General features: G+C 68.4%; 7 protein-coding genes and 1 pseudogene. 7 read left to right on the forward strand and 1 reads right to left on the reverse strand.

The window, feature by feature from the left end; translation table 11 throughout:
- Positions 1–1120 precede the first annotated feature (1120 nt).
- The 3 genes from ACRX5S_RS24275 to ACRX5S_RS24285 all read left to right on the forward strand — a co-directional run bounded on the left by ACRX5S_RS24275 (position 1121) and on the right by ACRX5S_RS24285 (position 4328).
- Positions 1121–1177 carry a hypothetical protein gene (locus ACRX5S_RS24275; RefSeq protein WP_436775197.1) on the forward strand — a complete coding sequence of 19 codons (57 nt, stop codon included), beginning with the start codon at positions 1121–1123 and terminating at the stop codon, positions 1175–1177.
- A gap of 57 nt (positions 1178–1234) precedes the next feature.
- Positions 1235–1696: a recombinase zinc beta ribbon domain-containing protein gene (locus tag ACRX5S_RS24280; protein WP_436775186.1), complete on the forward strand. Its 462-nt coding sequence runs from the start codon at positions 1235–1237 to the stop codon at positions 1694–1696.
- Between the two features lie 550 nt (positions 1697–2246).
- A complete protein-coding gene (locus ACRX5S_RS24285) occupies positions 2247–4328 on the forward strand; it encodes an N-6 DNA methylase (protein WP_436775187.1) in 2082 nt (693 codons plus the stop codon).
- A gap of 82 nt (positions 4329–4410) precedes the next feature.
- On the opposite strand, the gene ACRX5S_RS24290 is transcribed toward ACRX5S_RS24285, so the two are convergent.
- On the reverse strand, positions 4411–5907 hold the full coding sequence (locus ACRX5S_RS24290) for a serine/threonine-protein kinase (protein WP_436775188.1): 1497 nt from the start codon (positions 5905–5907) through the stop codon (positions 4411–4413).
- A 276-nt stretch (positions 5908–6183) separates the two neighbouring features.
- On the opposite strand from ACRX5S_RS24290, the gene ACRX5S_RS24295 reads away from it, so the two are divergent.
- The 4 genes and pseudogenes from ACRX5S_RS24295 to ACRX5S_RS24310 all read left to right on the forward strand — a co-directional run bounded on the left by ACRX5S_RS24295 (position 6184) and on the right by ACRX5S_RS24310 (position 10786).
- On the forward strand, positions 6184–7707 hold the full coding sequence (locus ACRX5S_RS24295; protein ID WP_436775189.1) for a PD-(D/E)XK nuclease family protein: 1524 nt from the start codon (positions 6184–6186) through the stop codon (positions 7705–7707).
- Positions 7704–8879: a hypothetical protein gene (locus tag ACRX5S_RS24300; protein ID WP_436775190.1), complete on the forward strand. Its 1176-nt coding sequence runs from the start codon at positions 7704–7706 to the stop codon at positions 8877–8879. Before ACRX5S_RS24295 ends, ACRX5S_RS24300 begins: the two co-directional genes overlap by 4 nt.
- Positions 8872–9423, forward strand: a pseudogene (locus tag ACRX5S_RS24305) (hypothetical protein); the annotation flags it as partial. The gene ACRX5S_RS24300 and the pseudogene ACRX5S_RS24305, both read left to right, overlap by 8 nt.
- A 631-nt stretch (positions 9424–10054) precedes the next feature.
- Entirely contained in the window at positions 10055–10786 is a 732-nt protein-coding gene (locus ACRX5S_RS24310) for a hypothetical protein (RefSeq protein WP_436775198.1), read from the forward strand.
- Positions 10787–10797 lie beyond the last annotated feature (11 nt).

Consider the following 10797-nt stretch of genomic DNA (forward strand, 5'->3'; position numbering starts at 1 on the left):
GAACTGACAAGCAACACAACGGGCGTGGCCCGTACACCCCACCAGGGTGTACGGGCCACGCCCCTGTTCCCACCCAGCTGCGAAGCGCCTCGAGTTTGCGAGAGTCCTGTGGGCGTGGCGCCCGCGGCTCCGGCACGGCGTGCGTCGGCACGCCCAGGGCGCGATGAGGACCAGCCGCTGGCGGCGGTTGCCTCCACGCGCTGTAGCAGTCCGACGGCGATTGGCACATGGTCGACGGACAAGCACGTTGCTCCGGCTTGAGCCAAGGGATCCGAACTGCCATGCCTGTCACGGAAGAAGCTCCCGTTAGCGGGGCCGCATTGGCCTCCTGGGTTGCTGAGCGCCTGGACACCGGCCAGTCCGCCGTACCTCGCTCGAGTCTGCGGTTTGCGTTCTACGGGCGGGTGTCCACTGAGGACCACCAGGACCCGGAGACGTCGCGGGGCTGGCAGCTGCTCAACGCGCAGGCGTTGACATCGGGTCACGGCCGGATCGTCGTGGAGTTCTTCGACGTCGGGCACAGCCGCGTACTGCCTTGGACGCGCCGCCCGGATGCCGCCGCGTTGGCCACGGCGCTCGCCCATCCCAACCGCGGGTTCGACGTCATCGTCATCGGATCCAGCGAGCGGGCGTTCTACGGCCAGCAGTTCGCCAGTATGGCCCCGCTGTTCGCGCACTACGGGATCTCCGTATGGCTGCCTGAACTCGGCGGCGAGGTCGACCCGGAGATCGCGGCACACGGCGAACTCATGGTGCTGCTCGGCATCATCGCCAAACGTGAGGTCGTCCGCGCGCGGATGCGGGGCGCGGACCTCGATGACCATCCAGGCTCGCGACCAGGGCCGCTACCTCGGCGGCCGACCGCCCTACGGATACCAGCTCGTCGACGCCGGGCCCCACCCCAACCGGGTCTGGGCCCGCCGCGGCGCCCGCGCCCAACGCCTGGACATCGACCCGACGCACGGCCCCGTCGTCACCTGGATGTTCCAACAGCGCCTCGCCGACCACAGCATGGCCCACATCACCCGCGCACTCAACGACATGAAGATCCCCCTGCCCGGCCGCCGCCGACCGCGAACGCAACCCGCATCGGACCGCCGAGGCATGGACGCTCACCTCGCTGCACTCCGTGCTGAGCAATCCCCGCTACACCGGCCGCCAGGTCTGGAACCGGTAACGCACCAACCACGACCTCCTCGCCCCGGACCACATCACCCTCGGCCACCGCGACGTCATGCGACGCAACACCCCCGACGAGTGGGTCATCTCCGCGAAACAAGTCCACCCAGCACTGGTCAGCGAAGCCGACTTCGTCGCCGCACAGGCCATCCGAGCAGAGAAGACAGCCGCAGGGCGGACGTACCAGCTCGCCGGACTCCTACGCTGCGGGCACTGCAACCGGCTCATGGAATCGTGCTGGTCGAACGGCCGCGCCGCGTACCGCTGCCGACACGGCCACTCCAGCGCCACACCGCGAGATCCAAACCGGACGCCGAACGCGTACGCCCGGGAAGACCAGATCCTCGCCCATCTGCCGGCGCTCCATCTGATGCGCACCTGCGAGGAAACGGCACCGGACCCGGCGGGCGCACTCGCCCGCGTCCGGGCCGACGGCATCGGCCTGATGCACGACCAGGCCGGTCGCACGGTGACCGCGAACACCGAACGGAAGGAGAGGATCGCTATCGGTCGATGACTTGTAGCGCCGACCGGTACCGGACACCCGGTCGAAGCGCGACCGACGGCCAGCCCGAGACAGAAGGAGGACCGTCGACAGACACACAGAGTCCAGGAAACGACCAACCCCCGCCTCGGCCGAGGCCAAGCACGGGTGCCAGTCGATGCTGCGCACAAACCGAAGTTCGTGGGGCAATTATGTGTCCGACCATCTCCAACAGGGCCGACGGCAACCGCCTCCACCTCGATCGCATCGGCAGGGTGCGCGGTTGATGAAGGGCCCGTGCTCGACACGACCCTGCGCGATCCCGGGTCGGATCCAGCGATCAGTGCGAGGCATCGGAGTGGCGAAGCCGAGCAGTCGCCGCGGAGGGCGATGAGCGAGCGGTTCGCTCCATCGAGCCCGTACCGGTCGGTCTGGTCGGTTTTGGGGCGCTGTGCGTTGTTATTAATGGGGATCAGACGTCATGACCCGCCTGACCGCGAATGCAACTTTTGGATCGAGCTCCGGCATGACGGTAAACTGAGTCAATGCACGCATTGGTTGGGGGCTGCCGCGGAGGTACTGTGTGCTTGAGGCTCCGTCCGGCGCCGTTAACCGTCTGACCTGCACATTCGGAGAGAGCATGGCCACAGCGGGCGCGGTTTCAGTGTCGGTCAGCCTGGCGGAGGTGGCCCGGATCGCTGGCGTGGGGCGTGCCGCTGTGAGCAATTGGCGGCGACGGCACGACGATTTCCCGGAGCCGGTAGGAGGCAGCGACGCGAGTCCACTCTTCTCCTTGGCCGAGGTGGAGTCGTGGCTCGAACGGAACGGCAAGTTCAAGAGCCGTACACCGGATCTCGACCGCCTGTGGCCGCGTTTCGAAGCCTTGCGTGACCGCGACGCCATGGGCCGACTCGTTGCCGCCGTGGGACATCGGCTGGCAGCGCAGCCCGGCAGCGCGGATGAGCTGCAAGCGGACGAGGCGTCCGGGGATAAACGCGGGCTGGTCGCGGCGGCAATCGCGGCCTCGGAGCGGCACGGCAGTGTCGAGACGTTCGGCTTCCTTTTGCAACGCTGGCTCGGAACGCACGTGCGCCAGATTGTGACGACACCGGAGCCGCTCGCGGCGCTGATGGCGGAGATGGCGGACCGGGCGCACCAAGCTGGTCGACCGGTACGCACGGTGCTGGATCCGGCCTGCGGCGTAGGTTCGCTACTGCTCGCCGCGGTACAGCGGTGGGGGAAGTCGGATGGACTGCGGCTCCTCGGGGAGGACATCGACCCTGTTCTGGCCGCGGTGTCCGACGCCCGACTGCGGATGGCCGGCGTTCCTCGGGACGATCAGGGCCGCGTCGAACTAGTGGCGACGGATTCACTGCGTACCGATGCGTTCTCCGGTATCGCCGCCGACGCCGTGCTGTGCAATCCGCCGACCAACGAACGCGACTGGGGCCATGCGGAGCTGGCCACGGACCCACGCTGGGTGTTCGGTCAACCGCCGCGTACGGAACCGGAGTTGGCCTGGGTACAGCACTGCGTTTCGGCACTGGACTCCGACGGCGTGGCGGTCGTCCTTCTGCCGCCCGCCGTCGCGGCGAGGCGGGCAGGCCGTCGCGTCCGTGCCGCACTTCTGCGTACGGGGTGCCTGCGCGCGGTGGTAGCGCTGCCTCCGGGAGCGGCGTTCCCGTACGGGGTGGGTCTGCATCTGTGGCTGTTGGGTCGCCCCGACGGGCAACACGCCGGGGCAGAGCTAACGTTCGTCGACACGGCGGAGTACCGCCGGCAGGAGGGGGCGGGTCGCGCCGACGTCGAATGGGGACCGTTGCGTGAGCGGGTGTTGGCTGCACTGAACGACCAGGCGGACGCGGCCGTGCCCGGTGTTGCCCGGGTTCCGGTGGTCGATCTGCTGGACGAGAGTGTCGACCTCACCCCTGCGCGGTACGTGCCGTCTTCGGCAGCGATGACCGGCCTCCGACTGGGTCACATGTGGTCGGACTTCGACGACCGCCTCGACGAACTCGCCCGGACCGCACGGCAACTGGGTCAGATGCGGCCGGTCGAGGCGCTGGAGGATGCCTCGGTCATCTCCGTCGGCGATCTCGAACGATCCGGAGCCGTCAGCCTCCACGCCGGACAAGCGGTTCCGGACGAGCATCTCAGGGCCGGTGACCGTCCCCCGGGGGCGGTCGCCGTCCTCACCATCGCCGACCTTCTCGTGGGCGAGGGACCACGAAACTGGGTGGCGGCCGACGAAGTTGCCGCCGCGTCCGTCGAAGCGTCCCCGACCCGTGACGGGGACGTCGTGGTCGCCGCCGCCACGCGAGCCTTCGACGCTTGGGTCGAGGGCGACGAACCACGGCTGCTGGGACCCCAGTTGGTTGCCGTACGAGCGGACCGCAGGGTGCTCGACCCGTGGTTCTTGGCGGCGTGCCTGCGAGCACCCGCCAACGCCCGGCAGGCCGGAACGCACGCGTCAACGGCCTCACGTATCGACGTCCGGCGCCTGCAGGTCCCGCGTCTGCCCATCGAGGCACAGCAGCGCTACGGTGAGATTCACCGCGACGTCCTGCGCTTCGAGAGCGCAGTACGCAGCCTCGGCGACATCGGGTCGGGCCTTGGCCGAACCCTGGGCGAGCTACTGGCGACCGGGCGCCTTCCCGTCACGTGACCTCGCCGCCGACACGTTCGGCCGACGCCTCGGTTGTCCCGTCCCGGCCACTACGTTCAACTGCCGTGTGCGGTCACCGCGATCAGGTGTCGGGAAGCATTGCGGCCACGCCGGCGATGTCGTCACCGCATCCGAGCTCCCGGAGTTCCAGCGCGACCTGACGACAGCGACGAACGACCCGCTCGGGTAGCGGTCTGGTTCCGACCACCTTCCGAACCACGTATTCCCAGGCCTCGACCGCTTCCGTCAGTGTGTCGGTGGCAATCAGGCACTCCGCGAGTCCGACTTGTGCCTCCAGGACCAATCCGCGGTCCTCAGGGCTTTGCCGCGTGGACAACGCCTCGACGAGGCCTCGATAAAGCACGGCGGCCTCGCCGGTGGAACCCTCGATCCGCAGTCCATCGGCGCATACCATCTGGGCTCGCGCGACCATCAGGTCGGATATGCCCCAGGCACCTCGGGCATAAGGGAGCTCTACAACGAGTTGCTCGACCGCGCCTCCGGGGCTCTCATCAAGGATCTCGCGATCGGCCGCATCGACAAGGCGGCCAAACCCGTCGGACTGGGGCCAATAAGTACGCCGGTGTGACCGTCGTCGCGAATCTCGCGGTCGCGGGACTGCCGGGAGCGCCTCAGGCATCGCCAACCCGTCGCACAGTCGATGAGGCGCTGTGGGGTCCGGGCAGAGCTCAGGTGACGGCGCCGGATCCCCTGCTCTGGGCAGCAACGGCCCAAGGGCAGCAACGACTTCGCTCAGCGCAGGTCGAGGCCCCGGCTCCTTTGCCAGAAGCCGCCACAGGAGCCGGTCGATGTCTTCCGGGATGCTCGGTCGGATGTCCCGCACACGCGGCGGCGGAGAGTTCAGGTGCTGCCAATAGCGGCTGCAGCCTGGCTTTTCGGTGAAGACCTCGGTTCCGGCGAGGAGTTCGTGGGCGATGCAGCCGTACGAGTACAAGTCGGCTGCTGTGGTGGGGGTGATCGTCGAGTTGCCCATGAGCTCGGGCGCCGTGTAGCCGACGCTGCCGGGAGTCATGCCCTGGGCGGTGTACCGGGTTGCGTTCGGGTCCATGGGAAACGCGATGCCGAAGTCGATGAGAAAGGCGACCCCGTCCTCGCGCAGCACGATATTGGGCGGCTTGAGGTCCCGGTGGATGACCCCTTGCCTATGGGCGTAGGCGAGCGTCTCGCCGACGGACACGGCAATCGCCACGGCGGCACCGACGGGCAGCGGCCGGTGCGTATCCAGAAAGTCGCGAAGCGACTTGCCTCCGACGTGCTCCATGACGATGTACCGCTCGCCGGAGCGGTACCCGTGGTGTAGGAGCCGGGGGATCCGCGGGTGTCGAAGCCTTTCGAGAATACGCAGTTCACGTTCGAACCGACGTGCGAGTTCGCGCCGCGCACTACGTCCCTCTGGCGTGCGTGCGGGCTCGGCCCCAGCCGGGTCCGCCTTGGGCACCTTGACGACCACCGCACTGCGGTTGACCTCGTCCTCGGCGGTCCACACCTGGGCCATTCCACCTGCATCGAGAAAGCCGGTGACACGGAACCTCCCACCGAGGAGGACGCCTGCTTCCACCGTGTTCGAACCCCCATGTCCTGTGGGTGTCTGCCGACCGACGCCCCACAGTGTGCCATAACAACCATGCGGTCTTCCTATTGACTTTGTTCACAGACGTACGCTTCCCTGGAGTAAGGATACATCCACGGCGCGTAACCAGGGGGGCACATGAATGAGTCCAAGCAAACCTCCGGCGATGCCTACGTAATCCGCGTCAAGCCCGCCATGTTGCGCGAAGACGGGCGCGAATGCTCCGCAGGGACAGCGCTCTCTGCCCGCCCCCTCGTACGACAGGTGCCGGCCCGCGTCCGACGCCGGCCGGTCCTCGACTTCACCCTCGGCCCCTTCCAGTCGGTTCTTGATGCCGTCGAGTTCGACGGGACCGACCCCGAGGTCGCACTGGCGCAGCCCCGTCACTGGCACAAGTGCCACGCTGCGCACCGCGAATGGACCGTGCAGGCCGTACACAACTACCTGCGCGTCCGTGCGGAGCTCGATGCCGAGAGAATCGCGGCACGCACTCCCCCGATGCATCCGGTCGCCGAGGAGTGGGTGGTGCTCAACACCATGCGCGAGCCGGACCACCGCGGTGTGTGGCGGTACGAACGCACCGCGTGGGGCCGACGCTACGCCACTCCCGACGGGGCTGAACGCGAGTTGTGGCTGCTGTCCTTCAACACCGTCAGGACCAACCGGTCCGCGGCCGAGATCGCCGCGGCAGCGTCGGTGGCGGCGATGGGGGTCCCGGCTGCTGCCAGGTTCGGCGAGCCCTACCGGGCGGTGCGTCCGGAGCCGGTGATGCCGGCGTGGGTACGAGTGCTGGGCTTCGGCTGCGGTGACGGCTCGGTGGAGGTGCTCGCCGACAGCGACGCGGACCAGGCGCGACGCGCCTTCGACCGCGATGCCAAATCCGTACTCACCGACGTGGTCGACGCCCGAACACGGACGCCGGGCTCGACGTGTGTCTCCTGCGAGGGACTCGCCACGTGCCACGAACTGCCTTCGCGTCCGGGAATCCTGGGGGTTGCCGCCCCTGAGAGGACGGCCGAGCGCATCCGGCGCAGTGTGTCGGTATCGGACCTGCGTGCCCACGGCGAATGCCCGGCCCGACACCATCTGACTCGTGTCCTGCACCTCAAGGACACGAAGCCGGAGCACCCGGCGATTCGACGCGGGCGCGCCGTGGACGCATGGCTCAACCAGTGCCACGCCGCAACCCCTCGTGAGGCATGCACCGTGCTCGACCTCCCTGACCTACTGCCGGGGCTCACCTCCGAGGAGACCCCTGCCGCGCTGCGCATGCTCGAACACCACCGGGCTCACTGCCCGCTCCACCGGTTGGGCAAGAGCGAACGTGTCCGCGTCCAACCCCGAGTCACCGTGCACGACCCGGTCGTCGACGTGGTCGTGATCGCCGATCCCGACCTGCTTTACACCGACCAAGGAGGGTGGGTCTGGCGCGAGACGAAGACGGCGTCGTCGCGTCCCTGGGAGGGCAGGGACTTTCTGGAGACCTACCCCCAACTCGCCCTGGCCGTCCTGCTCCTGGAATGCGGAGTGCTCGGTGGCGACCTTCGTCGCTCACGCATCGAACTCGAAGTCCTTTACGAGCACACGTCGACGCTTCAGGAGGTCGACCCGGCCGATCCGCGCACCGTGGCCGACGCGCGCCAAGTCGTGGCGGCAATGGCGGTGCCATGGGCCGTCGACGAGACCTACGAGGCGAAGCCTGGCCGCTGGTGCGGCGGGTGCGAAGCGCAGCGGTGGTGCGCACCGGGCCGCGAGTCCCTCGCCAGCGCGGAGGCCGTGCGGAAATGATGTCCGGCCTCGACCCGCTGCTGCCGACTCCGGCCGCCGAATGGGCCGCACATGACGGCCTGCCTCTGCTCCGCACGCTCGCCAACGCGGTCGTTCGCCTCGACGCCGAGGACGGACTCGACGCGTTCACCCTGCCCTATCCGCCCGAGGTCCAGCGCGCGCTGGACCGAACCGTCTTGTCCAGCCTGCTCAAAGGCGCCTTGCCGCCCGCGAGTCTGCCCGAACTCTTGGAATGGTGCCGTGTCCGGCCGATCATGCACTGGCCGCTGGACCTGCCGCCCGACGTGGTGGGGCCGGCCGACCGGTTGCTGGACGAGTACTCCGGACGGCCCACCGAGATCTGCCACGAACTTGCCGACCGGGCCCGGGACAGCGCGACCGAGTACCGCGACCGCATCGTCATCGCGGCGGCGTTCCGTCTATGCCGCGAATTCGGTGAAGAGGCCTCGTACGCCGCCTTCCGCCGCCTGCTGGTCACACGCCCGGTGCTGACCGAGGCCGAGGAGTTCCAAGTCCTGACCGACGCAGAACTGGAACCCGTACACGAACTCGTCCGCATCATCTACCTCCCCGTTCCACACAGCTACCAGCGCGACGGGGCCTATGCCGCGTGCCGCCGCTGCCTGACCCTTCTCGTCCCGGTCCGCGACGGCAACTGGTGGTGCGAACGTGACCGGTGCCGGCGTCAGGGGCCACCCCCGACGCGACGACTCGACCCGCGCGAGGTCGGAGCGCTCGTCCAACTGGAGCGCCCGCTTCGACAGTTCGTGACCGGACCTGGACGGGCCGAGATCGACGTCGAGCACGCCCTCGCCCGCCTCGGCCTCGATGTGCGCATGTGGCCCGGCTTCGACGCCTACGACCTCCTGGTCACCTTCCCGGACGGCCACCGGTGGGCGCTCGATGTCAAGGACTGGGCCAACCCTGTGCTTCTGGGTCGCAATGCTCGCCCGGTGCCACAACGGCCGCCGTACGACGAGGCGTTCTGGGTCGTCCCGAGGCACCGTGTGGACGACCGGCCCGGCTACGTTCAGGCCTATCTGCGCCACCGGCCGGAGGTGGCGAGGGCTGTTCCGCTTCGTACGGACGCCGAGATCATCGCCGCGGCGCGGGCCCGCATGCGACGCGACCCTCGCCCCGCAGGGGGACGCCGCAGGAGGAAAGATGCGTGACACCAATACCTGGCACCGTCCGGTGACCAAGGAGCTCGCACGGGTCTGGCGTGGCCTGCTCCCGGCGGCCGCACAGGTCAAACCTCTCCAGGTGGCCCAGGTCGAGCTGGCCCTGCGGCTCATGTCCCATGTGGCGCCGGACGCCGATGCGAAGGGCGCCTACACGCTGCTCGGCGGCTACCCCTTCGCACGCGCGCTCGGCACCGCTCCGGACTCCGCGGAGCAGGCCATGATCACGGTCGCCCGCCACCTCCTCTGGACGCTGCGCCGACGCCGGTCTTGGGAACAGGCATTGGAGGGCTACCGGCTGGTGCCGGAGCGGCTCCGTCTGTACGACGTCCCGGAGGAGGGCGGCCCGGCGACAGAACTCGCCCCCACGATCGCCGAGGACCGCGCCGCCACATACGACCGGGCCCTGTCCACCCTTCCTCCGTTGCGGCGCAAGCCGTTGCCGACGGCTCCGCCGGGTCGCTGCGGCTTCACCGAACGCCGCCGGGCCGCGTGGGTCCGCCTCCCGGAAGAGCTTCAGCCGCCGCGCGCCGTCGGTCATGACCTGGTCGCCGTACCGCCGCACCGCGGTTCGGCCTTCGTCGTCCCACGCGAGCAACTTGTCGATGCCGCACGGTGGATGGACGCCGCCGAGCGGGACGAGGGAGTCGAGCATCCGGGGAACTGGGAAGCCCGGCTCGACGAGCTGAAGATCGCACCGCGCGACGCAACAGGGCATAATTTCGCCGACGACGACGCGCTGAGGGTCGACGGGCTGCTGCACCTGGTCGGGATGGTGGGCGCCGGCAAGAGTACTTTGATGATCCTTCTTGCCGTGTGGTGCGCCCAACACGACCGTCGGATCACTCTGGTGGTCGGCGACGTCGCCGAACAGCTCCGGATCGCAGCGCTATTGCGCGCGGTCGGTTTGCAGGCCACCCCCGTGCTCGGCCCGACGACTCGGGAAACCCATGTCCAGCGACTGCACCGGCGTCTGGCTGCGCGCGGCGAGAAAAATCTGCTCGACCACGACGACCCAGGCTTCGACGACCTGAGCACGGTGTGCGTCGTCGACGCCNCCGACGACTCGGGAAACCCATGTCCAGCGACTGCACCGGCGTCTGGCTGCGCGCGGCGAGAAAAATCTGCTCGACCACGACGACCCAGGCTTCGACGACCTGAGCACGGTGTGCGTCGTCGACGCCCTGCGAGGCACCGAAGCCCCACAGCCGCTCCGTTACGCGGATGCGCCGTGCACCGCCCTGTTCCCGGAGACCGACGCTCGCGCCCAGCCCGAGGAGAAGAACTGTCTGCCGGATGCCTACGTGCCGGGAGAGAAGCCTGGGCGCCCCGAGAACGCGGATGCCGAGGAGCAGCAACTCAAAGGCGAAGCACATGGCTGTCCGATATGGAGTTTGTGCCCCAGGCACCGATCTGCCCGGGACCTGGTGGACTCCCCCATCTGGATCGCCAATCCGGCGAGCCTGATCCAGACCGCCGTTCCGCGAAACCTCAACGAAGAGCAGGTCCGCTACCTCGAACTCGCCTGTCTGAAAAGCGACATCGTGATCGTCGACGAGGCCGACTCGGTGCAGATGAAGCTGGACGAGATGTTCGCCCCGTCGGCTACCCTTGTGGCCCCTGGCCTCGATTCCTGGCTCGACGTACTGCACACCCACAAGATCGAGGAGCTTTCCCGTCAAGGCCGCCGCCAATTGACGGATCTGGAGATCGCCCGCTGGAGTTCGGCGCTCAGCGTGGTATCCATCGCCGCCGACCGCCTGTACGGGCGGCTGATCTCCGACGAGGAACTCCGCGACTGGGCCGACACCGAGTATTTCAGCCCATGGACCCTTCAGAAGCCGTTGTCGTACCGAACTTGGCGTCGGGTTATAGGACTTGGCTTCTCGTTGGGGTGATTCGGTCGCTG

The organism is Yinghuangia sp. YIM S09857 (assembly GCF_051388915.1).
Taxonomy (GTDB): domain Bacteria; phylum Actinomycetota; class Actinomycetes; order Streptomycetales; family Streptomycetaceae; genus Yinghuangia.